The following is a 26,719-nucleotide window of genomic DNA, read 5'->3' as shown; positions in this document are numbered from 1 at the left end:
GTTTCGTAAGTTCCTTGAACAATTCCTTGGCTTCCAATGTAAATCCAGCTTCCTGCAGTCATTTGACCGTACATCATCAAGCCTTTTTTATCAAGCTCGTGGAAGTGCTCCCAGTTTGCCCATGCAGGTACAAGGTTTGAGTTAGCAAGTAATACGCGCGGTGCATCTTTGTGAGATTTCCAAACAACTACCGGCTTACCTGATTGAACTAACATTGTTTCGTCATCTTCAAGTTCTAAAAGCGTTTTCACAATTGCATCAAAAGATTCCCAGTTACGAGCTGCTTTCCCAATCCCGCCATATACAACTAAATCTTCTGGTCTTTCAGCTACCTCTTGGTCAAGATTATTATAAAGCATGCGGAGTGCTGCTTCTTGAATCCAGCCCTTTGCATGTAGTTCAGTGCCTTTATAGTTTGTAATTACTCTTTTTTCAGATGTCTTAGTTTCCATTGTTTACACCCCTTAACTAATGTTTAACTCTGATTTCATTATATAAAGCTAATGTTCTGAAAAATACGAATGAAACATTAGAAAAAGTATAAAATTTTTCAAAATATGGCGTGTTTATAGAAAAATTATTGGCTATTTACTATAAAATTTTTAGAAACATGCATTTTATCTAGATTTTACAAAAAAATAGACCGCCGTAACGGTCCTAATTTTCCCGAGTCAGATTTTCTGTTTTATTTAAGCGGTATTCTCTCGGAGACATCCCTATTGTTTCTTTGAATATCCGGCTAAAATAATTCGTATTTTGATAGCCGACAAGATAAGAAATTTCTTTAATTGGCTTTCTTGTCTCAATGAGAAGACGTTTTGCTTCCTTAATCCTGATGCCGGCAAGGACTTCGGTAAAGCCTTTTCCCGATTTTGAAATGAGCAGATGACTGAAATAGGATGGATTTCGATCGACATACTGCGCCACATCTTCCAGCTTCAAATTCGTGTTGGAAAAATTAGCTTCCATGTAAGCAATTCCTCGTTCGATTGGATCCTGTTTATAGTTCCGTGAACTCGCTTCTGCACCAATAAAGATTTTTTGAATAAATAGGATGAGGTTCTGAACCGTTCGATATAAAACCGTATCATATAAAATTGAATTAAAGATATAACGGTATTCGCGCTCATAGAGAGGCTGGTCAACCAAATTATAGGTCTGCATATACCTTCTGATTTGCGCGAGAATACTTGTTAGCCTGATTCTTACCAATCCGGGATCAGGATAAGGATTTTGAAGCTGAAGAAATTCGTCGTATAGCCATTTTTTTATTTTTTCCAAATCAAAATTATTCAGCATATCTACCCATTTCCGTTGCTCTGGCGGGGTTAGAAACGGATCCATATGCACCCAATCAGGAGAATACTCAAACTCAACTACCTGCTTATAACCTTTATAATAGGTAAACTCTAGCATTTTCTTAGTTTGAAGATATTTTTGATGTATGGTTACCGCCGGATTTTTCCCCGTATAAACTACTATCGCTAGAGGCTCTAAGAATTCCTCATCCCACTTTCTCATTGCTTTTTGGCATTGCTCCGTAATATTAGGGCAAGTTTCAAGAAACAAAAGGACAATCATATCACTAAGAGTGAAGACACCATGCAGATCTTTAAATGGATATTCAGACAAAAAGGAACTCAGCGTGCCGATTGTCTCAGCATTTTCCGTTTTAAAGGCCGCCATTTGATATTCTTGCCTTGCGGAGGATTGAGAATTAAATAGTGCTTCATAGGATAGGTCTTTATATGAATGGGTATATTGTCCCCCATTTGAGCTATTTTTTTTGCCAATTCTTCGGGATGCCTTTTGAAAGGCCGAATTTACCTTTGTGGTCGAAAAAGGTTTTATCATCAGGTCTAAAGCCTGCATGTCAATCGCCAAACGGGCCTTTTCAAACGTGGACTCGGCACTTGTAAGTATGAGGACTGGATCATAGATTTGCAACAACTCACGGAAAGAAGACCAATCTTCCCTGCCGATCATATCCAGCTCCATCACAACTATATCCGGGATATCTCGCTCAAATATAACAATAAATTCCTGGTAATCGGACGCTAACAAAATATTCGTAACCGGAATGGAAGATGTCCTCAACCACCACTTCAACCCCTCCCGCTCATTCAAATCCCGATCCGCAATCAGCCATTTTCCTTCCATATAATAGAGCTCCTTTCAGTGACAGGCACCGCCCGTGGACTTTTTCAACAAAATGTCCGCCCCTAGCGGACACTACATTATCCTATTCTTTACTTTGATAAGGCATGAAGACGATGAAGGTGGTGCCTTTACCTTCTGTTGAAATGACTTCAATGGTGCCGTTTAACGATTCGATGCTTTGCTTTACTAAATATAGGCCGATTCCACGATCTTGCCCATTAGTGGAGTACCCTTTAATAAATAGTTGATCTACAGCTGATTCCGGAATTCCTTTTCCTGTATCGTGGATTTCAAATACAAGTTGGCCTTCGTAATAATCGAACCTGAAATTAACTGATTTAATCATCGAATCTTTCAGTGCATCTAAAGCATTATCAATTAGGTTTCCAAGAATCGTTACCAATTCATGAGTTGTTTCCTGGCGCAGTGGTTCAGGTATGATCCCTTCCCCATCAATGGTCAATTCAGAGCCGTTCTCTCTTGCATAACTTAGTTTTCCTAAAAGAAAGCCTGCTAAAACCGGGTCCTTAAAACGGCTGACTACAAAGTTTACTTCGGTTTGCTGATGATCGACAAGATCGGTTATATACGAGGAAACCCTTTCGAAATTTTTCATATGAATCAGCCCTGAAATTACATGCAATTTATTCATAAATTCATGTGACTGCGTTCTTAGAGCTTCTGCATAGAGTTTAACCCCTGTTAATTGTTCCGCCAACTGCTTGATCTCTGTTTTTTCACGGAATGTAGCAATTGCACCGACAATTTTTCCTTTTACTATGATGGGAACACGGTTCGTAATAATGGTGGCACCGCCGAGGTCTTGCTCTTGATCATAATGAGGATCCCCTGATTTTAAGACCGAAGTCAGCCGGGAATTCGGTAAATACCCGTCAATTTTTCTTCCAATTGGCGAATCCTGAATCCCTGCTTTGTGAAAAAGCCGAATGGCTTCATTATTTACCAAGGTAATCCTGCCCTCCTGATCGACCGCAAGCATTCCCTCTCTTGTAGATTGAAGCATTGTACTTCTTTCTTCTAGAATTTTGGCGATTTCACTTGGTTCCAGGCCAAATAATATCTTTTTAATTTTCCTAGCCAAAAAAAGAGCCCCGATGATACCGACCAAAATTCCAAAAACCGTCCCAATTAAAATAATATTGCGGCTCTGTTCAACGGCTTGATTGACTTTTTCCAAAGAAATCCCGACGGCAACTGCTCCAACCTGCTTATGTTTTTCATCATAAACGGGAATAAACGAACGCAACGAAACCCCCATTGTCCCTTTAGCAATCGAAACATGCTCCTGTCCTTTTAGAACATCCTGTTCATCCCCGCCGACAAAATGCTTACCAATTTCGGTTTTATTTGGATGGGATTTGCGGATCCCGTTCATATCCATCACCACGATAAATTCAACTTGAGTGGATTTCCTTATTTGACTGGCAAATCTTTGGATTTCCTTTTCATCCACTATTCCCTTAAGTCCATCAATCACAAGGGGGGTCTGAGCAACAATTTTTGCTATGTGGGTTGCTTTATCCGCTTGGTTTTTTTCTGTTTGATTCGAAATCCTATAGGAAATTAATACATCGGTTACGAGAAAGGCCAAAACCACCACAAAACATACCATCAACGTGATGACTGTTTGAAGGTGAATTTTTGGCTTTGAGAGTCTTTTATACACAAGCCCTTCCATGATGTTCCCCCTTTCTCGGACCTAAAAATCTTAAATTCCGTAGCGATTAACCGGTCTTCCTACACCGCCGTAATGAACATGAATCTTCACTTTCCCTTCTTTTTCTAAAAAATCAAGATACCGGCGGGCTGTTACCCGGGCGATGCCAATGCCCTCCGCAACTTCTTCAGCGGAAACTGGATTTTTTTGCTGAGAAAGATAGGTTGTAATTTTGGTCAACGTATTGGGGTTTAGTCCCTTTGGCAGGCTTTCTATTCCCTCTTCTTCTTTATTTTTTAAAAATAAAAGCTGGTCCAGTTCATCCTGCCCCATTGATTCTTTTCCATTTAATTTGCTTCGATATACCTTATAGTTTACTAGTGATTTTTTGATTCTTTCGAACGTAAAAGGCTTCATAATATAGTCAACCGCCCCCTGCTGCAAGACGCGGTGAACTGTTTCAATATCATTTGCGGCCGTAATAGCGATTACGTCGATAGCTACATTCTCTGAACGCAATTCTCGTACCATTTCCAGACCACTAACATGGGGCATATAAATATCGATAATCGCCAAGTCTGGTTGGGAGTCTTTTATTAATTTAATGCCTTCAAGCCCGTTTGAAGCGGTAGCGATAATCGTGAATCCCTCAATTCTTTCAATAAACTGGCGGTGAACTTCCCGAACCATTGGATCATCTTCTACTAAAATAACCTTTAATGGAAACAACGCAGTTCCCCCTTGTTTTTTAACTTTTAAATCTATTACTATAATCCCCTATTTTATCAGTATAGTAAATTGAGTAAATACTATTTCCAATAATTTTTAGATAACAAAAGGAACAATAAGACCAATATGACCAAAACCCATTCTTTTCTGAATTTTCTTTTATCATGTAAGTAGATGGAATGAAAGCGATAACAATTTTAACGAAGGAGTGTAACAAGGATGAGGATGAGGATTAGTTTTAAAAATTTAACGGTACAAGTATTAACAGGTATTCTTCTTGGAGTCATTGTGGGTTTCTTGTTTCCAAAATTCGGGGCTGAATTAAAGGTATTGGCGGATATATTTATCAAGCTGATTAAAATGGTCATCGCACCAATTGTCTTTTTTACGATTGTCATTGGAATTGGAAATATGGGAGATTTAAAGAAGGTTGGGCGAATTGGCGGTAAAGCACTCCTCTATTTTGAAATTATTTCTACGATTGCATTAGCAATTGGTTTATTACTAGTAAATATCCTTAAGCCTGGATCCGGTTTTGATACACATGGTGCGAAAGCCAGTGATGTTGCTCAGTTTACTGAACAGGCAAAAGAAACAAGTCATGGATTTGTTGAGTTTATTTTAGGAATTATTCCGGATAATTTTGTTGCAGCTATGGCAAATGGACAACTCCTTCCGATCTTATTCTTCTCTGTTCTATTTGGGATTGCTCTTGCATCTTTCGGAGAAAAGGGCAAGCGTGTTGTTGCCTTGTTTGAGGATTTAACCGAAATCTTCTTTAAAATTGTTAATATTGTCATGAAGTTTTCTCCGGTTGCCGCATTTGGGGCAATGGCTTATACGATTGGTAATTTTGGGCTCGGCTCTTTAGTGTCCCTTGGAAAACTGATGGGAAGCGTGTACGCGACGATGTTTATTTTTATCATCTTTGTTTTAGGAGCAGTTGCAAAGTTTTACGGTTTCAATATTTTAAAATTCATCGCCTATATTAAAGAAGAAATTTTATTGGTACTAGGTACTTCTTCTTCTGAATCAGCACTGCCAAGAATGATGGAACGCCTTGAAAAATACGGCTGTTCCAAATCTGTTGTAGGTCTTGTTGTACCAACCGGTTATTCATTTAACCTGGATGGTACTGCGATTTATCTTTCAATGGCAGCCATCTTTATTGCACAGGCTTATCATGTAGATATCACAATTTGGCACCAAATTACTTTACTAGGAATTTTAATGCTGACTTCAAAAGGGGCAGCAGGTGTTACAGGTTCCGGTTTCATTACTCTTGCCGCTACCCTTTCAGCTTTTCCGGTTATTCCAGTTGAAGGTATCGCGCTCTTACTCGGTGTCGACCGCTTCATGTCCGAAGCACGCGCCATTACAAACCTAATCGGTAACGGAGTAGCAACTGTTGTCGTTTCCAAAATGGAAAAAGAATTCCACCCGCAAGGAGAAACAGAAAAATCTGAAGTAAACATCAGCGCATAAGAGGTGCACATGGTGCCTGTCACCATTCGTGGACAAACAGGGTATTTTGTCTATGTGGAATGGACATAGAGATTAAATGCAAAAGAAATAGAGCCTTTCTCGGATAAATAATGCTTAATCTCTTTAAGTGGACCAAACAAAACAAACCAAGGCTGTGAAATGACAAAATAGTCTTTCCAACCTTGGTTTTTTATTCTTGTATAAAAAAATTGCCTCCCATTGTCCACCCATCGCGGACAAAATTGCTGATTTGTCCACGAACGGTGCCTGTCACCTATCCTTTAACGAACACTGTTTTTATGGCGGTGAAGAATTCTTTGGCGGCTTCGCCTTGTTCACGTGATCCGGAAGAGGAGGATTTCATTCCGCCAAATGGGGCTTGGAGTTCGACGCCGGCACTTTCTGCGTTGATCCGTACCAATCCTGCTTCCATATCATCAATAAACGTAAGCATTTTGCCAATATTGCTTGTAAAAATAGATGCACTTAATCCATATTCGGAATCATTGGCAATTTCAATCGCATTTTCCAGTGATTCCACCTTTATTAACGCTAAAACCGGTCCGAAAATCTCTTCCTGTGCAATCGTCATATCAGTTGATACACCCTCAAAAACGGTTGGATTGATATAAAAACCATCCTTCAATTCAGGATTAGCTGGCTGATCCCCGCCGCAAAGCAAAACGGCTCCTTCCTTCTTCGCAACCTTAATATAATACTTTACGGTATTTAGTTGGCTCTCACTCGCACAAGGCCCCATCCATGAATCTTCAGCAAGTCCGTCACCAACCTTAATTTCACGAACCTTCTCCAGAAGCAATTCCTTAAACGCATCATACACTTTTTCAAGGACAATTACGCGACTTGTGCAGGTACATTTTTGACCAGTCGATTTTAGCCCCCCGCTGATTACAGCATCCACCGCTTTCACCAAATCCGCATCTTCCGCAACTATCACTGGATTTTTCCCGCCCATTTCAAGCTGGAATTTCGCGCCGCGTGCTACAGCCCCCTGCCCAACCTTTTTCCCTGTTGCCGAAGAGCCGGTAAACGTAATCCCATTGATATCCGGATGTTCAATGAGCCCATTTCCAATCACAGAACCCGAACCAGTAACAAAGTTTAAAACACCTTTTGGAAATCCTGCTCTTTCAAAACACTCCACAACTTTTGCCGCCGTCACTGCCGCTTCCGTCGCCGGTTTAAATACAACCGTATTGCCGTAAATCAACGCAGGTGCAATCTTCCAAATCGGAATCGCCACAGGGAAATTCCATGGTGTAATGACACCGACCACTCCTAATGGAGCCCTTGTCGTAAACATCAAGGCACCGCTGTCTGATGATGGAATGACATCACCGGTTTTTCGCATCCCTTCACCGGCATAATAACGCAAAATTGCCACACCACGCGCGGTCTCACCCTTAGCTTCCGCCAAAGTTTTCCCCATTTCCCGTGTCATCGTCTCAGCGATGTCATCAAGATTAGTCTCCAAGATATCTGCAACTTTAAACAGGTAAGTCCCACGCGATGGTCCGCCCAGCTTCCACCATAATTTTTTCGCCGCTTTTGCTGCCTCAACAGCAGCCTTTAAATCGGTAAGTGTTGACTTTTGCACCTTCCCAACCACTTCATATCGGTTGGCCGGATTGATACTTTTAATCACCTCACCTGATTCACTTTCGACCCATTCACCATTAATATAATTGAAAAATGTTTTTGTAAAAACTTCCGTTTGCATCCTACCAAAACACCACCTATTAATATATTAAAGTTGAACCCTTTGACCGATCCCCAGTTCCAATGCCTTATCATATATTGCCTTGGCCACTACCACATCCATTGCAGCCAAGCCAACCGATTTAAATACCGTTATTTCTCCATCCGACTCCCTGCCAGCTTTCATTCCATTGATGATTTCACCGAGTTCCCCATAGAGGGCATCCTCTTGAAAAAGCCCCGCTTCAATGGGATTGATTAAATCGCCGCATTCCTCCAGCGCGGCTTCCTTCGATTCCACCACAACCTTTGCTGCATCCGTTATGACTTCCGTCGGGATTTCCTGCATGCTTGGTTTAAAGGAACCAACCCCGTTAATATGCGCTCCCGACTTAACACTTTCCGCTGAAAAAACCGGTTTTTCAGAAGTCGTTGCTGTGACAATAATATCTGCTCCTTGAATCGCCTCATCAGCTGCGTCGGCAATAACAATCTCTATTCCCTGATAGCGGACCTTTAATTTCTCCGCAAGCACAGAAGCCTTTTGCTTCGTTCGATTAAATAAACGAATTTCAGAAACAGATAGCCGCACTTCTAAAATCGCCTCAATTAATCCTCTCGCTTGACTTCCTGTTCCGATCACTCCCAACACTTTTGCATCCTCCCTGGCAAGATACTTCGTTGCCAGACCTGACGCTGCCCCAGTCCTTAAAACAGTTAATGAGGAAGATTCCATTAATGCCAACGGTTCACCGGTTTCAACATCCGATAAAACCATGACCCCGTAAATGGTTTTGTCTTTATTCTTTGGAAAAACGGAAACGAACTTAATACCAAGGCCGCCTGTTGATTCTACCAATGATGGCATAAACAATGCAGTTCCTTCTGTCTGGGAAGTACTTATTGCTGTCCTTACTGGCGTCGTAGTCCTTCCCTCTGAATACTCAACTAGCGCCACCTCTACTGCCTTCATGACTTCATCCATCGTAATCGCTTTTTTTATCTCTGCTTCACTTATAACTAACATCACAAACCTCCAACCTTTTAACCTATTAAAAACCCTTCATGCAGCGGATCTGTCGGATCGACAACAAACTGATGCATTCCCGTTATAAAGGCATTACCAGTGATTTTCGGAATCACAGCCAAATATGGACCGAATTCCGTTTCTTCCAAAATTTCCGCCACAAATTTACTGTTTACAATACTCTCATGAACAAATTGCTGTCCTATCTTAAGAAGTCCTTTTTGCTTTAAAAGTGCAACTCGTGCACCTGTCCCGCTGCCACATGGAGAGCGGTCCACCTGACCGTCGGCAAAAATTGTCACATTCCTTGAATCCGAATCTTCAAGCTCCGGCTTATCAGTAAAAACAACCCCGTAAATACCATTTATATCCTTTTCAAACGGATGAACCACCTCAATTGAGGACTCAATTTCCCGCTTAATTTCCATACCAATTTTTTGCAATGCTGGAAGATGCTCAATGTCGACCTTTTGGCCAAATTCTTTGGCATCCACAATCGCATAAAAGGCTCCTCCATAAGCTATATCAACCGTATAATTTTTCCCATCCACCACTACAGAGAAATTTTCATGAAAAACAAAGGAAGGAACATTTTCGAATGATACCGACTTAACTTTTGTGCCTTCACACTGTGCATAAGCTGTCAATTTCCCTGCAGGACTATCAATTACTACTTGCGTTTCCTCACCCGTTGCTGCTACCAGCCCGCTTTCAATCGCATAAGTAACGGCAGCAATAGTGCCATGCCCGCACATCGTACTAAACCCTTCATTATGCATAAATAGAATCCCGAAATCAGAATCCTCCCGTTCCGGCTGGGTGATTACACAGCCATACATACCATGATGCCCCCTTGGTTCGAACATCAACACTCTCCGAATCTCGTCATGATATTTTTTAAAATAAGCACGCTTTTCCAAAATGGTATCACCTTTTAAAAAAGGAACACCTGATGTAATAATTCGAAAAGGCTCGCCGCCGGTATGCATATCAACGGTTGAAAAATGCTTTGTAAACTTCACCGCTCTCCCTCCTTAATGATCCTCCGCAGCAGGAATTAATAAAAACCCTTCATTTAATTCGTCTTCCTCGTTATAAAGGAATGTATGAAAGCCCATTACCCATGCTGATCCCGATATTTCCGGAATGACTGCCGGATAGCCCTGAACCTCACTCGTTTCCAAAATGCGTGCCTTAAATAACGAACCAACGATGCTTTCATGAACAAATTCTTCACCAATGGCCAAATCTCCTTTATTAAATAACACAGCCAATTTTGCAGAAGTCCCCGTTCCGCATGGAGAGCGGTCAATCCCTCCCGGAGGCACCACGACCGTGTTTTTTACATCAGCATCCGGATGGACCGGATCGGTATAAAATTCGATGTGAGTCAAGCCGTGGATAAAAGGAAAAACCGGATGAACGATGTTGTGCTGCTGGTTGATGGTTTTACGAATCCCTATTGCTTTTTCAATAATCTCGGAGGCATTTGCCGTAACCAGCTCCAAATTCAATTTACATGCATCAATAATCCCGTAAAAATTGCCCCCGTACGCTATATCACAATCAATTTCACCGAAACCGTCGACCGCAACCTTAATCGATTCATATAAGAAGGACTCAATATTTCGGAAGGTGACCTGTTTTGCCTTGTCATTTTCAACTAAAATCTCCGTTTTGACTAAGCCTGCAGGTGTGTCTAATGTAATGTACGTAATGGGCTCAACAGCCTCTACCATCCCTGATTCGATTAGGGCTGTACAAACACCAATCGTGTCATGGCCGCACATCGGCAAATATCCGCCGGTTTCGATAAAAATTACACCCACATCCGCATCGGGATGGCAGGGATCAGTTAATAATGCGCCTGACATCACCCCATGTCCTCGAGGCTCATTCATTAAAAATTTGCGAATCCAATCATATTGATTTTTCATTTGCAGCATCTTTTCAGACATCGTGTTGCCAGTTAGCTTCGGAAGACCACTTGTAACAGTGCGCGTCGGATTCCCTCCGGTATGTGTGTCGATTGTCGTAAACATTTTTTTCGCAGAAATCACCTATCCCACCTCATTTCTAATGTTTAAGAGTATAAGAAGGCGTAAAGCGATTATGCCGAAGGGGTTCAAGCGGAATAATCGTTTCTTCCCGTCCTTCTATCATTTCGGAAATCAGCTTGCCTGTTACTGCAGCAAGACTAATGCCATCCCCTTCATGCCCGGCGGCGATATAATAACCGGGGACTTCTTCCACATGAGAAATCACAGGTAAATGGTCCGGCGTCCACGGCCGTAATCCAGAATAAGCCCTAATAAAGTTCATTTCCCTTAGTTTCGGATAGAATCGTACCGCCCTTCTGGCAATACAGTGGACGACATCCATATCAACTTTCGTATTGAACCCGACGAATTGCCGGCTTGAGCCAATTAAAAAGTTTTGGCTGACGGTCGGTTCAAAAACCAATGCAACCCCATATTTTTCCGTTTCGTCATCAACCTTGCGATCCCCGCCAAATTTGGATAGCAAATAACCAAATTCCATTACTTTTCTGAGGCCAATTGGGAGATTGCGAGAGGCAACAATGATATGACCTTTGCGCGGCTGGATGGGGAGGTCCACTCCTACCATTTCAGCCAGTTTGGGCGCCCAAATTCCCCCGGCATTCACCACCCTTTTGGCAGTGAAATCGCCATTTGTTGTCGAAACATGAAAAACATCATCGGCCAGTACTTTTTTTACAGCTCGTACTTCTGTGTTTTTCACCATTTTGGCTCCAAATTTTTGCGCCCCCTCAAATAATGCATAGGTTAATAGATACGGATTCACAGTAGAATCAGAGGGGCATTCCAAACCGCCTAAAAGATCCTCAGCGAAATACGCGGAATCCTGTCTGATATCCGTGCGGTCGAGCAGACGCATGGGGACTCCCGTTTTGTTTTGGCGGTCCACCCATTTCTCAGCAGCAATCATTTCTTCTTCTGTTTCACATACGAGAATGCTACCCGGTGCCCGGTATTCAAATTCCGATGACAGCTCCTTGCTTAATTCATGAACCAATTTTTGACTATGTAAGGACATTTCCGAGTCAAATCCCGGATCTTTATCAATGGCTAAAATATTTCCGTCACAGCGGGAAGAGGTGCCGCTTGCTAATTCATTTTTTTCAATGACGGTCACATCGAAGCCTAGTTTCGAAGTATAGTAGGCAATTGCGGCTCCGATGATCCCGCCCCCGATGATTACAACCTCTGAATGTGTTTTCATGGTTATCCCTCATTTGTAAAAGCATTATATTTATCTGCGCAACAACAGATTCTATCTGCGTTATTACGGATTTTATCTGCGTTCCGAGACTATTTATCTGCGATGCCGCATTCTCCCGCGAAAAAGCTACCCCTTTTTCGCGTAAAGTTGATTTCTCGTTTCCGCTTCCAAAACCTTAAACGCCATTTCCATCTGCTCTCTGCCTTTTTCAATCTCAGGATGAAATTGAATTTCAGCATTTTGCCGAGTAGATTCAACCTTTTCCAGTGCAGCCCTTAACGGCCCCTCAAAGGAACGATTCAAAAGTAAGTCCAAGGCAATGGAATAACCGGCTACCTCCCCCTGTGCTATGGCAACCTTTGCGCTTTCAATCCCGGTAATATTTCCGGCAACATACAGCCCTTTTAAACCCGTTTTCATTTTTTCATTGTGAACCGGGACATGCCCTCCAAGCTCTTCAATATAGCGGAAAGAGCATCCTGCCACCGCCGCTAATTCCACGAGAGGATACAAGCCCCCGGCAATACAAACAAAATCCGCGGCAATTAATCGTTCCGAGCCTTCAACAGGATTTCCCTCCACATCGATATCAACAACTCGAACTCCTTCAACCTGCTTCGACCCGGCAATTTCAACTACCGCCTGCCGTAGCTTAACGGGTATTCCCCAGACTCGAAAGCCGCTTTTTGGATAAAATTTCAAACCCAGTCTTTTCATCGACGCTGATTTCATCAACCCGCTTCCAAAACGAAGAATTTTAGAGGGGGCAAGATGAGCGACTCGTAATAATGATTCCATTACCTTTCCCGGGTCTCCATCTTCTTCGGTCATCAGACTTTTCGCCGGCAGCAGCATCGACTCGACTTCTACTCCTGCTAAAACGAGTTCCCGGGCAATCGCTGTTGATAAAATATTGACTCCGACAATTACACCCCTTTGTCCTGGCCGTACCCGATGAACATTCGTCATTACCTGGGCCGCCCCGATGGACATAACCCCCGGAAGCGTCCAGCCGGCAATTGGCAATGCTGTCTCGGCAGCTCCCGTCGCAAGCAGTAATGCTTTAACCCTAACCGTTTCTTTCGTGGTATATACTTTCCATTCATCTCCTAATTGCTTCAGGTTATAAACGGAAACGCCCATTTCAAATTCCACACCTAATACACGTGCTTCTGCAACAAGACGTTCTGCGATCTCGATTCCATTCCACCATTTTCTATTTGGTTCCTCATGTAATTGACCTAGCAACCTGCCTCCGGCTCTGACAAATTCATCAACCACCTTCACGTTTAATCCGGCTCGGGCACAGACAATCGAAGCTGAAATACCTGCAGGTCCCGCCCCTACAATGAGCACATCAATCACAATGCATCGCCTTCTTTCTTAAACGGGGCAGGCAGTTTTTCTCCTGACCATACGTCCATTCCTTCCTTGATCGGAGTTAAACAGGCCCGTACACCCAATACTCCATCTACTTGCACCCGGCATTCATAGCAATGGCCAATATTACAATAGATTCCGCGCGGTGTTCCGGTCTCTTCCTGACACCGTAATGTTCGAACCCCGCTGGCAAGAAGTGCCGCCGCAATGGTTTCCCCTTCAAAACCACTGTATACCTTTTCGTTAAACGTAAAATTGATCAGACTTCTAAACTTTAAATCTCCTAAAATAGGATGATGGATGACCCGATTATTTTTTTCCATAGGAATCATTCCCCATCATAAAAAATTGGATCGGACGAACAGGCGGCTGATAACCGAGTGGAATTTCGTCCGGCCGATCTTTCTTCGTTTGTCTTCCAACGATATTGTCAATCAGATTCCGGCAGGTCCGCCCACCGCAATATCCCATTCCGGCCCTTGTACGAAGTTTCAGTTCCCTTGAAGAACACCCGTGTGCTTGAAGGGTCTCGACTAAATCCTCCAAAAATACCTCTTCACAGCGACAGACAACCGTTTTCTGTTTCTCCATAATGAACACCACGCTTTCTGAGCGAATTTAGGGGGACATGCTACCTCCCCCTAAAGCCTTCGACTCATTAATTCACCTTCACAGTTGCTGCCTGCTCAAACGCCTCTTTTACTTTTTGAAGCTCACTTTCTGGAAGCGGCATTCTTGGCGGACGGGTTGGCCCCACTGGTCTTCCGGCAAGCTCCATTGAGTATTTAATCGCCTGAACAAGCTGCGGTTTCGCATCATAATGGTAGAGTGGCAGCGATGGTCGATAAAGCTCCAGTGCTTCTTTCACCCTGCCCTGTGAGGCAAGTTCAAAAATCCGTACCCCTTCACGCGGGAAAACGTTCGGAAATCCAGCAATCCAGCCAGTTGCCCCTGCAATCGGTCCTTCCATCGCTAAATCGTCTACACCAATCAAAACCTCTAAATCGGTTTTGGCCAAAATATCATGCACGCGGCGGACATCACCGGAGAATTCTTTCACGGCCACCACATTGTCAATCGCTGACAAGCGTTTCAGTAAATTAGGGGTTAAATCGACTTTGTAATCATGTGGATTGTTATAAGCGATAATCGGAATACCGGCTTCAGACAATGCTTCATAATGGGCAAATATCTCCGCCTCGGTTGGATTATAATTAATCGGCGGCAGTGCCATAATTCCAGCAGCGCCAGCGGCTTTTGCATGACGTGCCCATCCGGCTGCCTGTTCAGTAGACGGAGCACCTGTACCGACTACAACCGGCACTCTGCCATTTGCCGCACCAATTACCGTTTCAACCACTTTTGCCCTCTCCTCAGCGGTTAGTGAAGCGTACTCTCCAACCGATCCTGCCGGGATAATTCCATGCACACCTTCCGTAATCAACCAATCCACATGCTCCTCCAACCGCTTATAGTCAACCTGATAAGCCTCTGTAAAAGGGGTAATAATTGCCACATAAACACCTGAAAACTTTGTCATTTTCGCATTCTCCTCTCATATGGGTAAAATTTTTATTTTATGCCAAGTAAGCATTAACCACTTTACGATCCTCTTGCAGTTCCGTAGCCGTTCCCTCCATCGTCATCGAGCCCGTCTCCAACACATACCCTCTTGTCGCAAGCTTCAATGCTGCTCTTGCGTTCTGTTCCACCAGTAAAATAGTTGTGCCCTGGTTATTGATATTCCGGATAATTTTCATGATTTCTTTAACAATAATTGGGGCAAGTCCCATTGATGGTTCATCGAGCATCAACAGCTTCGGCTCCACCATCAAGCCGCGGCCAATCGCCAACATTTGCTGTTCCCCGCCGGACAGCGTGCCTGCCTTTTGTTTCGCCCTCTCCTTTAACCGCGGAAACAGTTCAAAAATATTTTCCACATTTTCCTTTATATGATTTTTTTTCTTCCTTTGGGTAAAGCCGCCCAGTTCCAGGTTTTCCAGAACGGTCATTGTGCCGAAAATCCGTCTGCCCTCCGGAACATGGACAATCCCCAGCTCAACAATTTCATTTGGCCGTAATTTCGTAATATCCTGCCCTAAAAAGGTAATCGAACCATTTTGCGTTTTGACAAGACCGGAAATTGTTTTTAGCAAGGTACTTTTTCCGGCACCGTTACTGCCCAGCATCGTCACAATTTCACCTGGATAAATAGCCGCACTGACCGATTCAAGCGCCTGAATTTTTCCATAATAGGAGTCAACACTTTTCAATTCCAGGACGGGTCTGCTCATTCATCCTCCTCCTTTCCTAAATAGGCTTCGATGACCAATTGATTTTGGAAAACTTCTTCCGGTCTGCCATCAGCAATTTTTTTCCCATAATCCAAAACGGTTACATAATCTACTAGTTTACTTACAAGACCGATATCATGTTCAATAATAAAAATCGTCAAATCATATTCCTTGTGAATTCTTTGGATTAACTTAATGAGGTCATCTCGTTCTCCTTTGTTCAATCCTGCAGCCGGTTCATCAAGCAGTAATAATTTCGGTTGTGTTGCCAGGGCTCTTGCGATTTCCACCTTGCGCTGCAAGCCATATGGAAGATTTTTCGCAAGGCGGTTTGCATATTGGCTGACACCGACAAATTCCATCGCTGATTCCGCCACCGCCTTGATTAACTCTTCTTCTTTCCGTTGTGCAGGTGTACGGAAAATGGCGCCTAGATATCCTTGTCTAGTTTTGCTGTGCATCCCGCTCATCACATTTTCAAGAACTGTCAATAAAGGAAAAAGACGGATGTTTTGAAATGTTCGTGCCATTCCCAATTCAGTGATTTTACTTGGTTTTTTCCGAACGATATTTTTCCCTTCAAAAATGATATTTCCTATACTAGGTTTATAGAACCCCGTAATAATATTGAACATCGAGGTTTTACCGGCCCCGTTCGGTCCAACGAGCCCAATAATTTTGCCTTTTTCAATCGTAAAACTGACATCATCCACGGCCTTCAGTCCGCCAAACTGTAAAGTTACATTTTCGATACTAACCAGCGACATTTTGATCCGCCTCCGTTTCTTTACCAGACGAAGCAGGTGTCTTTTCCTTTGCGGACGGCCACAATCCTTCCGGGCGGAAAATCATCATAACTACAAGCAGCCCGCCAAAAATAAGTAAGCGCCAGTCGGCAAAATCACGCATTACTTCCGGAAGCAGGATGACAAATACCGCACCGAGAACCATACCTGGAATTCTGCCCAATCCCCCTAGAACAACAGCTAGTAAAATCATCGCTGATTGGGTAAAATTAAAGCTTTGCGGAGAAATTGCCGTCATTTTCACCGCAAAAATCGATCCACCAAAGCCGCCGACAATCGCTCCGAAAATATAGGCTAATAGTTTTGTCTTCCAGCGGTTGATTCCCATTGCCTCCGCTGCATCTTCATCCTCGCGAATATATTTCCAGGCCCGGCCTAAACGGGAATCTCCGAGCCGTCTGACAATAAAGATCATCACAAGAACCGCAATAAAGGCAAGATAATAAACTCCGGTCAGACCTGTTAATTGGAATGAACCAATCGAAGGTTTTGGAATCCCGAAGATTCCGGAAGCACCGCCGGTAAAATGAAGATTGATGGCCGAGATTCGGACAATTTCACCAAACCCTAATGTTACGATCGCCAAATAGTCACTTCTGAGGCGCAGTGTCGGTGCCCCGATGATGATTCCCGCAATCGCGGATAAAAAGGCAGAAACAACAATCGCAATCCAAAAAGAAATATGGTATTGCGTCATTAAAATACCGGTTGTATAGGCGCCCACTGCAAAAAATGCCGAAAATCCTAAATCTAGCAATCCGCAATAACCAACGACTATGTTTAAACCTAAGGCAAGAATGATATAAATCATTGCCATAAGTGCAACATCAATCCAATAATTGTCTGAAACAACAGGCATTAATGCCAGTACAAGAACGAGTACACCAAGGGCTGCAACTTTCAAAACCGTTTTGTTCATAAGCTACACCCTTTCCACTTCGTTTTCGCCAAGAATACCGGTTGGTTTAAACACTAGTAAAAGGATCAATATTCCAAACGCGAAGACATCCTTCCAGGCGCTGCCTACATAAACGGTTCCAACCGTTTCTACAATTCCAAGCAGCAAACCGCCGAGCATTGCTCCTTTGATGCTGCCGATTCCGCCGATAACCGCTGCGGTGAAAGCTTTTAAACCAATGATAAATCCCATTAGGAAATTGATTTGTCCATAATAAACCCCGTCCATCACCCCTGCTGCGGCTGCAAGCGAGGAACCAATGAAGAACGTTATGGCAATGATTCTATGAACGGCAATTCCCATTAGTGAAGTGGCTGTTGAATCAATAGCAATCGATCGCATTGCTTTTCCGTACAATGTTTTGTTAATAAAAATATGTAATGCTACCATCATGAGAATAGAGAAAATGATTATGCCCAATTGTATATAGGATAGATTTGCTCCGAGGATATGAAACCCTTTATTTGAAAGATGAACAGGATAAACACGAAAACTGGCCCCATAGGAAAGCATGATTCCATTTTGTAAAAATAACGAGACCCCAACGGCTGTGATTAAAACCGCCAAACGTGATGGTGCGTTAAAAAGGGGGCGATAGGCAATTCTTTCAATGACGACACCAAATAATCCAACTACAATCATTGAAATTAATAATGCCAGCCCTACACCTAGTAAACTAGGCATACCAGTCAAAAAAGATAGAGCGGTGAAACCAACGAATGAACCGACCATAAAAATATCACCATGAGCGAAATTCAATAGTCTGATGACACCAAACACCATCGTATAGCCCAAGGCAATTAAACTGTAAAAACAGCCGATGATCACAGCATTTATACATTGCTGTATAAATATATCCATTAAGATCCCCCTTTCTTTGTGAGAGTTCCCGGTTTAACCCGGGAACCCCTATTTTATTTACTGCGCCAATGTCATTTGTCCATTTTTAACAATTAAGACAACAAAGTTTGATGTAGCTGTTTCGCCATTTTCCTTAAATTTCAATGGACCGCTGAACGTATCATATCCGTTTGTTTCGCTTAAGGCCTTGATAATTTTATCTTTGTCCGTTGAACCTGCACGTTTGATGGCATCGGCCATTACTCTCATACCGTCATAAGAGATTGCAGAGTATGGTCCTGGATCGGCACCAAATTTTTCTTTATATTTCGGAATCCAATCCTTGGCACTTTCTTGGAATTGCGGCGTTGGGGTAGTCGTTACAAATAATCCTTCAGCATTTTCCTTTCCGGCGATTTTAATAATTGTCGGGTCGTTCGAGCCATCGCCTACACCAAAGGCACCGGAAACACCAGCCTGATGGAACTGTTTTGCCAATAGTCCGCCGACATTATAATATCCAGTCCAGTAGGTAGCATCTGGTTTCAGTTCCTTAAGTTTTGTCATAAGTGAGTTAAAATCTTTTTCTTCCGGGTTTACTGCGTCAAATGCTACAACATTAGCCCCCATACCTTTAACTTCATCTCTTGTTCTTTCCGCCAAATCGACGGCATAAGCGGAATTATCGTTGATAATCGCGATTTTTTTAGCACCTAACTTGTTCACCATATATTCAGCAGCAGACTTTGCCTGTGCTGGTGCCGTACTATTTAATAGAAAAATATCCTTAAAGCCTTGCTCCGGAATTTTTGCAGAGTTTGCAGCTGTTAAAATCCAAGGGAGATTCGCTTGGTTCATCACGCCTGATGCCGGCAGAACGGCACCTGAGCAGTATCCGCCGACAACTGCCACGACATCCTTTGATACAAGTTTGTTGGCACCGGCCGTAGCAATTTGCGGATCACAGCCCTCGTCCTCTTTAACAAGCTTGATTTTCTTACCGTTGATTCCACCGGCAGTATTGATTTCATCCGCAGCCATTTGAATTGCATTGTTCATATCTTCACCCATTTTTGCACTGGATCCGGTGATTGGGGTTAGCGTTCCAATCAAAATTTCTCCACCTTTATCTTTGCCGCTTGAGGAATCTGATCCTCCTGTTTTTGAGGAACATGCAGTAATCATCAACATGACAATTACTAGTAATCCTAAACGAGAGAGCCACTTGCTCATTCTATTTTCCCCTTTCTTTTTCGAACATAGAGTTTTGGAAACGGTTTCATCAATTTTAAAGCCATTTTGGCCGGCTAATAATCGGAATCCCTTCAATTGCAGAGCGTACACAATCTTTTATACTAGTAAAATAAATCTTGCGATTGACAAGACCTGGTGCATAATGAGCATATTTTGCCGAGTTCGTCATTAATGTTTGACACTTTTCCGGGATAACCGGGGTATTGATCATACATAAACAAGTATCGGTCAAAAACTTCGCTCCAAAATTCTCTATTTTTTCTGCTAAACCGTTGTTGAGGGCTTTTTGATATACATAACGGGAGGTCGTGATGATGAATTCTGACTGGACTTTTAGAGGAGATTTTTTTTCAGTAATCACTTGTGCTTGTTCTGCTTCGTGTTCGATGATTTCTGCCAAAAGTTCGCATTCCTCATAGGAAAAATGCGGACTTCCAAGGGTGATCATATCAACTTTTTCTTCTGTACCGGAAGATAGCTTCTCCCATACTTCCTGAAGTTCTCCTTTTGTAATTTTATGTATGGAAGCTGGAGCTTTTTTGCCTAAAGCGTGGTCTATTGTTGGCGCTTCAGGTGTAATTCCGACAATATGAAACATTCCTACAGAACCGGCTGTTGCACAGGCAGCCCCAAACGCCTTTAAATCATCTGCTGAAGGGGTATGGTTTAGACCCGTAATCACCGGTACTCCACCATTTACCTTTTGGCCGACAAGATAACCAAAAACAGGGTAAAAGAAGGAATCAATATCCTTTATCTCACCGACATCAATGATCATTGTCCCTTTTCTGTTTTTTTCAAGATGGAGTCCTGTCAGAGGAACGCGGCCAGTAATGGCAGCGCAGATATCCATTAAATCCCCATAGCGGTTTGTTTTTGCACCTATGACACTATTGGCATAAACAACTGCATTTGATTCAGCCCATGCGATTTCCATCCCTTTTTTCGGTTTTTCCGGCAGCAAGTAAGGAGCACAGGTAAATGTCGGCGTGGCTCCCATTCTAAGATAGGCATCAGCAAGCCTTTGAGCAGAATGTGCCCATTTGGCATCGACTCCCTGGTCCTTCCAGCGCTTTCGGTCGATGGAGATGGCATTCATTGTGGTCGGCACAGTTACCCTTCCGCCCAGTTCAGCAAGGGTTTCGGCAAAATGAAGACTGGCGGGGCCAGTATAAATGCAGCCATCAATATGGGCGCATTCGATATCAATCAACTTTTCCGCCCCTTGTATTTCAGCCATCCGAACAATTACCTTCATGGCCAACTGCTTCGCTTTGCCATCCTTTCCAGCAAGAATGTTTCGATCATGTTTCGTTAATTCAACCTGCATTTGTGACACCTGCCAATTATAATCTTGGGTTTTATGTTTTTCCTTTAACCACCCTCCATTCAGATTATTGTGGGTCCATTTGATTTTTGGGTTGGTCGTGGTGCTAGATTTGTAATTTTACTTTTCCTTTTTTATCAATAAAAGCATATTTTGCTTTTAACGCATCTTCAAAGTCTTCGGAGGTTAATACAAGGATTGGGATGGATTTTTGCAAAAATTCGTCGGCAACAATGGAGCCGAGGGATATGATTTCGTCTAGCTGCCTTAACAAAATCGCTGCGGGTGCGTGGTCAGAAAAAATCGCTTCAAGAAGTATTCCGCTTCCAGTACAGGAACCTCTTCCTGTCGGTAATACCAAAACCTTTCCTGTCACATTTTCTTTGGATAGTGGATGATGCCGGTCAATAATTTCTCCTGTTGCGGGATTTATACCTCCCCAAAAGCTTAGGGGAAAGTTAGTGGCTAAAACTTGTCCTTCGGATTGTCCATCTACCAGGACCTGACCTTTTTTGTATAGGAGTTTACTAGAAGTCATATTTACAACCCCTTTATTTATGGATAAGGGTGTTGACTAGGAGATGTTTTATTATATTGACAATGAGATTGACCATGATGTCTAATCTGTAGAATTTTGATTCATTTTCGAAGTAATATTACCTTCAACATGTTCGGCCATTATTCTTTTGGCTTTGTCGGAATCGCGGTTTTGAATGGCCTGTGCGATTTCCATTAATTCAATTCCCTGTTGTTTACGAAAATGTTGGTCGTTGCCGCTTTCTAAACTTAATGCTGTCTTTCGTAACACACTTTGGATGCCCAGCATAATGGCAATATGTATTTGATTTTTTGATGCATATGCCACAGCTTCATGAAACGAAACGTCTAGATCGATTAACCGCTCCCAAGGGGTATCGATGTCTTTTATAAGCTTTTCGAATTTTTCCGCAATATGTGTGATTTCGTTGATCTCGTGTGGGGTCGCTCTTTGTGCCGCCAAAAAAGCGGTTTTTCCTTCGAAATCTGTGCGGAATTCAGCAAGCTCAGTAAAGGTCGCCACTCGAAAATGAAGCAATGTTTCTAGAGAACGCGCCAGTTGATTGGGTTTGGGCTCAATAATACTAATGCCTCCGTTAACACCTCTTTTAACTTCCACCACCTGTTCAGCCTCAAGGACTCTTATTGCTTCACGGATAGTCGTTCTGCTGACTTCAAACATACTGGCAAGCTCCCGTTCACTAGGAAGGCGGTCACCGGTTTTTAATTGGTTGCTATAGATTGCATTATAGATTTGTGTGAGAACATCCTCAAAGCCCCTTACTGGTTGAACTTTATTAAAAACACTTGAAAACTGATTGGTGTTGCCATCCACATCCACTCCAAATACCCCTCCCCTCTATAATGCATTTGTCCTAGATAAAGATTGGAACGTCTAATGGTCGAACCTTTAAACCCATTATATTATCATCTGAATATTAACACTAGTATGTTATTTTGTAGTCTTTTGACTAGTTTTGGCGAAAACAGTAACAAACAGTAACATACGGTGACAACATACGGTGACAGGCACCGTTCATGGACAATTCATCGAAAATGTCTTTTTGGGGTAGACACAAAAAAAAAATCCTGCTCATGCACAGATTGGCATGGCAGGATTTTTTTTAATCTTCAAGAATCATTTCCTTCTCAATATAACTCGCCCTGATCCCAAATTTAGGTTTCATTAGCTCGATTTCTTCTCCTAATAAGATTTTGATCGCAAGGTAAGGCATATTAATACCGGAAAGGCAGCTAAAATACATTCCCCCGCTCATGCGCGGGTTAATTTCCAGCAGTTTCGGTACATTACCGCTATATTTCACCTGAATATTAAACAAATACGGCAATTTAAATTCTTGATGAAAATCATGAGCCATTTGGATTAGTTCAAAATGTTCAACTAACTCGCGCACCCGACCAGAACTTTTTAACCTTGGAATAGCAGCAATTAACTTTTCTTCAGTTGCCAAACAATCAATGCTATATTCGGGTCCCTCCAAATATTCCAAAACCATTAAGTCAGGAAACATCTCTCGCTGACCCAATATTTCACATGCATATTGATAAGGAATGCGACGGCCCGTTCCATGATAAAAGAGCTGATCAATCGAGTCATTTTGCTCTTTAATAACCCGAAAGCCATTTGCCCCCTCTCCAATAACGGGTTTAATGCAAACCGTATGTCCTTTATCCTTTAACTGCTCATATGCATTTTTAAAAGAATCAACCGAATTGACGATAGAATAGTCAGGAATGGAAATCAACGGTTTTCCGTTTTTTGCTTTTTCCAAAATGGATTGATAGGAAACCGCTTTATTATCCACCATCTCCATCAATTCAGCATCCGGACAAACCAATACCTTTACCCCTAATTCCTCAAATAATTTGAGCCTTTTCGAAATTAGGACATTTTCTTTTCGAGGAATAAAAATATCAATTTTATGCTCTTTGCAAAAGTCGAGACAAAACTGAATATATTCTTCACCGGAAACAGCCGGTTCTCTATATGCAAAGTCACAATTTTGCAGATAGAGAGCATCTGGATTCGAATGGGAGCCGTAAATCGTAAACTTGCGCTGGTCCGGATTTTCTCGAATCATATCAATATAATGAGAAACCGTTGTGAACCAGCGATTAAACCAAATCTTCATTTGAAACCTCTTTCTGGATGTATTGTAAAAGACTTTTTCCAGTATAGGCTTCACAAAGAATTTCTAAACATAAATTTGAAAATGAATAAAACTCTCAGGTTCCCTCAATGTCCACCACCCATGGACAAATATCAATTATGTCCACGAACGGTGCCTGTCACTTTAGTTATGTCACTTTAGTTAACAATTACCTTCGGCTCGACTGAAAATTCGATGCTGCATCTTAGTGTATTGGAGATAAAGCAGGCTCTCTCTGCGCGTAAGGCTAGTTCCTCCAATTTTTCTACAGTTACCTCAGCATCATGGCTTATGTAGATAACTGGTCTATGAATGATTTGTTTAAATTTCAATTTCCCTTCGATTTTATTAACAGCACCTTTTGATTCAACCTCGAAAGTCACACCTTCAATCTTACGGTTGCTAATCATTGCGGCCAAGGTAATCATATAGCAATTATTTGCGGCAGCAATCAACAACTCTTCCGGACTGGAGCCAATCCCCGGTCCGTCCAATTCCTTTGGAACAGAAGCCTGTATGTCCAATCCCGCTGCTTGGATATGCCCAATACCATTACGATCCCCCTGCCATGAACCATTCACTGAAAAACGCGAACTTTCCATAACCAATCCCTCCTCGAACTTAATCCTACTTCTATATTATAAACCCAACAAATCATAGAAGGTATTTTTATCGTAATCCAATCAATTCCCGTTAAATCGTTTCGCCTCTTCTTGAAGATCCTTAAGCGCAGTTAACGCCCCTATTTCCGTCGTTGATAGACTTGCGATTTTATTAGCAAACTGGGTATATTTTTCAAGCTGTGACAGGTTTTCCGGTTTACCCTTTTCATGAAAACCAACCAATAATGCGGCCATAAACGCATCTCCTGCCCCGGTAGTATCAATTGCCTTTACCTTGACGGCAGGCACAAAGATTTTATCCCCCTTCATAACCGCACATGTCCCTTCACTTCCCCTTGTGACAAATAGAAACGGAATCTTCAGTCCAGAAAGTTTCTGCAGACCAACATCTAATGAAGTGGTTTCAGTCAGAAAACATAATTCCTCTTCAGCCATTTTCACCAAATCAACATGAGGCAAAATCGAAAGAATGGTTCGTCGGCATTGCTCTTCGCTCTCCCAGCGCTTTAGGCGAATATTTGTATCAAATGCCCTAAACAAGCCGAACTCGTTAGCGTATTGCAATGCATTCAGTGTTGTTTTTTTAGCCGTTCCATGAAATAGCGTTCCTGAACCAAAATAAAATATTTTTGCTTTTTCAAATAACTCCTGCTTAAGCTCAGATTCCAGCAGCCATTCATCCGGTGTAGGATTCACATAAGAATGAAAAGTCCGCTCTCCATTTTCATTTAAATGAACATAAACACCGCAAATTTTTTTACTAGGCGTCCGATCACAATATTCCGTATTAATTTTTTCCCGCTCAAATTCCTTCTCTACAAATAAACTAGATTCATCCAAACCTAATCTACATAAATAATAGGAAGGAAGCCCAAGTCTTCGCGTTACGACAATTACATTTACTGTAGCTCCGCCCAACAACTGGGTAAACTTGGTATTACTGCGATTTTCTGATATATAATCAATTATTACTTCACCAAACGAAATGACACCTTGCTTTTTCAAAATGATTGCCACAATCCTTTCACCTATTCACATAAAATTCAAATTATTATAAAATTATTCATAAGAAAATAACTATTTTTTTTACTATTGTACAATAAAAAAAATACTTGAAATATCTTATTTGGGGGGCTATATTTTGAATCGTCTCACCGATCATTTAATCGTCATTTCATTCGATTGTTTATCCGCATTAGATTTTCCAATCCTCAGGACTTTACCCCACTTTCAAACAATTCTTCAGAATGGGGCACTCGTCGAAAAAGTTGAAACGATCTATCCTTCGATTACCTATCCCTGTCATACAACCATTGTAACAGGAAACTTTCCAGGGCGACACGGCGTGATTAATAATACTCTTTTCCAGCCTGGGCGTCTCTCTCCCGATTGGCACTGGTATCGCCATTCCATTCAAGGCACTACCCTTTATGATGAAGCAAAAAAAGCAAATATGACAACTGCTGCCTTGTTATGGCCGGTAACAGGAAAGGCAAATATCGATTATAATATGCCGGAAATTTGGACGAACCGGCCTTGGCAAAATCAAATTTTGCGATCCCTTTTAAGCGGCAGTCCCAGGTATCAATGGGAGTTGAATAAACGTTTTGGCCATATTCGAAACGGCTTAAAGCAGCCGCAATTGGACGAATTTGTTCTTGAATCGACTGTTTATACTATTAAAACAAAGAAACCCCATCTTTTGCTTGTTCACTTTACCGATTTAGATACACAGCGGCATTATCATGGATTTTCTTCCAATGAGGCCATTGCAGCTATCTATCGTCATCATGAACGGCTTGGCCGGATTATCGCTGCTTTGAAGGAAGCTTCTATCTATGAAAACTCAACTATTGCCATATTAGGTGACCATAGTGCTTTAGATGAAAATAAAGCAATCCATCTGAATTTCCTTTTGCAGCAGCAAAATCTTATTTCCGCCGGTCCAAATGGAAAAATAAATAATTGGCGGGCTTATTGTAAAAGTTGTGATGGCTCCGCATATATTTATGTAAAAAACAAACATGATTCAGAAGTACTAGACGTGGTTAGACGGCTTTTGGACTCATTGATTCTAGATGATGACTCAGGGATTGAATCCATTATCACTGGCGATGAAGCTAGGGCAAAAGGTGCAGACGGAACTTGTGCATTTATGGTAGAAGCAAAAAAAGGATATTACTTTTTGGAAGATTTTCAAGGCGAATATATAAAAACCGTGACGCAACAGGATGTAACCATTGATAAAAAATACACGTTGGCCACACATGGATATTCTCCTGAAAAAAACGATTATACCACGATTTTTATGGCTGCTGGAAAAGGAATTAGGCATGCTATCATTCCTTCCGCCCGTCTTGTAGACGAAGGCCCTACATTTGCTCGCTTACTTGGTATCGATTTAGGGAAAACCGATGGGAGAGTGATAAAGGAAATCTTGGAGGATGATTAATACCGCCCGAGGGGG

The 26,719-nt window shown here is 42.2% G+C and carries 25 protein-coding genes and 1 pseudogene; 2 read left to right on the top strand and 24 right to left on the bottom strand.

Translation table 11 applies throughout. From position 1 onward, the window contains the following. The 4 genes and pseudogenes from BIV60_RS20900 to BIV60_RS20885 form a co-directional block, all read right to left on the bottom strand. Positions 1-452 (bottom strand): annotated as a pseudogene (locus BIV60_RS20900) (urocanate hydratase); the annotation flags it as partial. 205 nt (positions 453-657) lie between these two features. Beyond that, entirely contained in the window at positions 658-2,160 is a 1,503-nt protein-coding gene (locus BIV60_RS20895) for a helix-turn-helix domain-containing protein (RefSeq protein ID WP_071357648.1), read from the bottom strand. Positions 2,161-2,242: 82 nt separating this feature from the next. Continuing rightward, positions 2,243-3,859 (bottom strand): DcuS/MalK family sensor histidine kinase, encoded by a 1,617-nt coding sequence (gene dcuS / locus BIV60_RS20890; protein WP_071357647.1) that lies wholly within the window; start codon positions 3,857-3,859, stop codon positions 2,243-2,245. Positions 3,860-3,889: 30 nt separating this feature from the next. Continuing rightward, positions 3,890-4,567, bottom strand: coding sequence for a response regulator (locus BIV60_RS20885; RefSeq protein ID WP_256218485.1), 678 nt, complete (start codon positions 4,565-4,567; stop codon positions 3,890-3,892). Positions 4,568-4,792: 225 nt separating this feature from the next. Here BIV60_RS20885 and BIV60_RS20880 point away from each other — a divergent pair, with 225 nt between their 5' ends. Then, positions 4,793-6,052 carry a dicarboxylate/amino acid:cation symporter gene (locus BIV60_RS20880; protein WP_071357653.1) on the top strand — a complete coding sequence of 420 codons (1,260 nt, stop codon included), beginning with the start codon at positions 4,793-4,795 and terminating at the stop codon, positions 6,050-6,052. 274 nt (positions 6,053-6,326) lie between these two features. On the opposite strand, the gene gucD is transcribed toward BIV60_RS20880, so the two are convergent. From gucD to BIV60_RS20785, 20 genes are all read right to left on the bottom strand, one after another. Continuing rightward, positions 6,327-7,793, bottom strand: a complete 1,467-nt coding sequence (gene gucD, locus BIV60_RS20875; RefSeq protein WP_071357646.1) for an alpha-ketoglutaric semialdehyde dehydrogenase GucD — start codon at positions 7,791-7,793, stop codon at positions 6,327-6,329. A gap of 27 nt (positions 7,794-7,820) precedes the next feature. Then, the gene (locus BIV60_RS20870; protein ID WP_071357645.1) at positions 7,821-8,798 is read right to left on the bottom strand and encodes an NAD(P)-binding domain-containing protein; all 978 of its coding nucleotides are present in this window, start codon (positions 8,796-8,798) and stop codon (positions 7,821-7,823) included. A 17-nt stretch (positions 8,799-8,815) separates the two neighbouring features. Beyond that, the gene (locus BIV60_RS20865) at positions 8,816-9,820 is read right to left on the bottom strand and encodes a proline racemase family protein (RefSeq protein WP_071357644.1); all 1,005 of its coding nucleotides are present in this window, start codon (positions 9,818-9,820) and stop codon (positions 8,816-8,818) included. 12 nt (positions 9,821-9,832) lie between these two features. Beyond that, positions 9,833-10,855 carry a proline racemase family protein gene (locus tag BIV60_RS20860; protein ID WP_071357652.1) on the bottom strand — a complete coding sequence of 341 codons (1,023 nt, stop codon included), beginning with the start codon at positions 10,853-10,855 and terminating at the stop codon, positions 9,833-9,835. A gap of 19 nt (positions 10,856-10,874) precedes the next feature. After that, positions 10,875-12,062 carry an NAD(P)/FAD-dependent oxidoreductase gene (locus tag BIV60_RS20855; protein WP_071357643.1) on the bottom strand — a complete coding sequence of 396 codons (1,188 nt, stop codon included), beginning with the start codon at positions 12,060-12,062 and terminating at the stop codon, positions 10,875-10,877. A 126-nt stretch (positions 12,063-12,188) separates the two neighbouring features. Next, the gene (locus BIV60_RS20850) at positions 12,189-13,427 is read right to left on the bottom strand and encodes an NAD(P)/FAD-dependent oxidoreductase (protein ID WP_071357642.1); all 1,239 of its coding nucleotides are present in this window, start codon (positions 13,425-13,427) and stop codon (positions 12,189-12,191) included. Then, entirely contained in the window at positions 13,424-13,765 is a 342-nt protein-coding gene (locus BIV60_RS20845; RefSeq protein WP_071357641.1) for a (2Fe-2S)-binding protein, read from the bottom strand. The genes BIV60_RS20850 and BIV60_RS20845 overlap by 4 nt, the downstream gene beginning before the upstream one ends. Continuing rightward, the gene (locus tag BIV60_RS20840; RefSeq protein ID WP_071357651.1) at positions 13,752-14,033 is read right to left on the bottom strand and encodes a (2Fe-2S)-binding protein; all 282 of its coding nucleotides are present in this window, start codon (positions 14,031-14,033) and stop codon (positions 13,752-13,754) included. The genes BIV60_RS20845 and BIV60_RS20840 overlap by 14 nt, the downstream gene beginning before the upstream one ends. Positions 14,034-14,100: 67 nt before the next feature. After that, positions 14,101-14,982: a dihydrodipicolinate synthase family protein gene (locus BIV60_RS20835; RefSeq protein ID WP_071357640.1), complete on the bottom strand. Its 882-nt coding sequence runs from the start codon at positions 14,980-14,982 to the stop codon at positions 14,101-14,103. A gap of 37 nt (positions 14,983-15,019) precedes the next feature. Beyond that, complete coding sequence (locus BIV60_RS20830) at positions 15,020-15,736, bottom strand: ABC transporter ATP-binding protein (RefSeq protein WP_071357639.1); 717 nt, start codon at positions 15,734-15,736, stop codon at positions 15,020-15,022. Next, positions 15,733-16,503, bottom strand: coding sequence for an ABC transporter ATP-binding protein (locus BIV60_RS20825; RefSeq protein WP_071357638.1), 771 nt, complete (start codon positions 16,501-16,503; stop codon positions 15,733-15,735). The genes BIV60_RS20830 and BIV60_RS20825 overlap by 4 nt, the downstream gene beginning before the upstream one ends. Beyond that, positions 16,490-17,461, bottom strand: coding sequence for a branched-chain amino acid ABC transporter permease (locus tag BIV60_RS20820; protein ID WP_071357637.1), 972 nt, complete (start codon positions 17,459-17,461; stop codon positions 16,490-16,492). Before BIV60_RS20820 ends, BIV60_RS20825 begins: the two co-directional genes overlap by 14 nt. A 3-nt stretch (positions 17,462-17,464) precedes the next feature. Then, on the bottom strand, positions 17,465-18,361 hold the full coding sequence (locus tag BIV60_RS20815) for a branched-chain amino acid ABC transporter permease (protein ID WP_071357636.1): 897 nt from the start codon (positions 18,359-18,361) through the stop codon (positions 17,465-17,467). A 57-nt stretch (positions 18,362-18,418) separates the two neighbouring features. After that, positions 18,419-19,573: a branched-chain amino acid ABC transporter substrate-binding protein gene (locus BIV60_RS20810; protein WP_071357635.1), complete on the bottom strand. Its 1,155-nt coding sequence runs from the start codon at positions 19,571-19,573 to the stop codon at positions 18,419-18,421. 55 nt (positions 19,574-19,628) lie between these two features. Next, entirely contained in the window at positions 19,629-20,924 is a 1,296-nt protein-coding gene (locus BIV60_RS20805; RefSeq protein WP_083402370.1) for an aconitase X, read from the bottom strand. A 103-nt stretch (positions 20,925-21,027) separates the two neighbouring features. Then, positions 21,028-21,459 (bottom strand): aconitase X swivel domain-containing protein, encoded by a 432-nt coding sequence (locus BIV60_RS28700; RefSeq protein WP_083402369.1) that lies wholly within the window; start codon positions 21,457-21,459, stop codon positions 21,028-21,030. An 81-nt stretch (positions 21,460-21,540) separates the two neighbouring features. Beyond that, positions 21,541-22,299 carry a FadR/GntR family transcriptional regulator gene (locus BIV60_RS20800; protein ID WP_071357634.1) on the bottom strand — a complete coding sequence of 253 codons (759 nt, stop codon included), beginning with the start codon at positions 22,297-22,299 and terminating at the stop codon, positions 21,541-21,543. Between the two features lie 283 nt (positions 22,300-22,582). Beyond that, positions 22,583-23,611 carry an ATP-grasp domain-containing protein gene (locus tag BIV60_RS20795; protein ID WP_071357633.1) on the bottom strand — a complete coding sequence of 343 codons (1,029 nt, stop codon included), beginning with the start codon at positions 23,609-23,611 and terminating at the stop codon, positions 22,583-22,585. Between the two features lie 176 nt (positions 23,612-23,787). Further along, positions 23,788-24,231, bottom strand: coding sequence for an OsmC family protein (locus BIV60_RS20790; protein WP_071357632.1), 444 nt, complete (start codon positions 24,229-24,231; stop codon positions 23,788-23,790). 81 nt (positions 24,232-24,312) lie between these two features. Beyond that, positions 24,313-25,269 carry a carbohydrate kinase family protein gene (locus BIV60_RS20785; protein WP_256218484.1) on the bottom strand — a complete coding sequence of 319 codons (957 nt, stop codon included), beginning with the start codon at positions 25,267-25,269 and terminating at the stop codon, positions 24,313-24,315. Between the two features lie 124 nt (positions 25,270-25,393). On the opposite strand from BIV60_RS20785, the gene BIV60_RS20780 reads away from it, so the two are divergent. Beyond that, positions 25,394-26,704 carry an alkaline phosphatase family protein gene (locus tag BIV60_RS20780; protein WP_071357631.1) on the top strand — a complete coding sequence of 437 codons (1,311 nt, stop codon included), beginning with the start codon at positions 25,394-25,396 and terminating at the stop codon, positions 26,702-26,704. Positions 26,705-26,719 lie beyond the last annotated feature (15 nt).

The sequence above is a fragment of the Bacillus sp. MUM 116 genome (assembly GCF_001866655.1).
Taxonomy (GTDB): Bacteria; Bacillota; Bacilli; order Bacillales; family Cytobacillaceae; genus Neobacillus.
The sequence above is the reverse complement of the archived record's forward strand: the minus strand, read 5'-3'. Positions and strand labels throughout refer to the sequence as shown.